The sequence below is a fragment of the Capnocytophaga sp. oral taxon 326 str. F0382 genome, from assembly GCF_000318295.1.
GTDB lineage: Bacteria > Bacteroidota > Bacteroidia > Flavobacteriales > Flavobacteriaceae > Capnocytophaga > Capnocytophaga periodontitidis.
This window is the reverse complement of the sequence record NZ_KB291355.1, coordinates 5,336-5,561: the sequence shown is the minus strand read 5'-3', so window position 1 is coordinate 5,561 and position 226 is coordinate 5,336.

Sequence of the window (226 nt, the reverse complement as noted above, 5' to 3'; positions counted from 1 at the left end):
AGTCAATGTTTCTATACACAGGAAAAACAGAAACGCTTTACCTTAAAAACAAAGCTAAAACCTACAAAATAGAGTTTTTAGGAACTCTCGGTAAATGTTGTTCTGGACAGATTCAAGAAATACGTATCGACGGCGTAAAAAACAACGATTTCATCTTAGTGAAATAACCTTAGAGGCTGTCCAAAAAGTCCTAAAATCGCTTTTGCATCATAAACTTTGTCAAAGT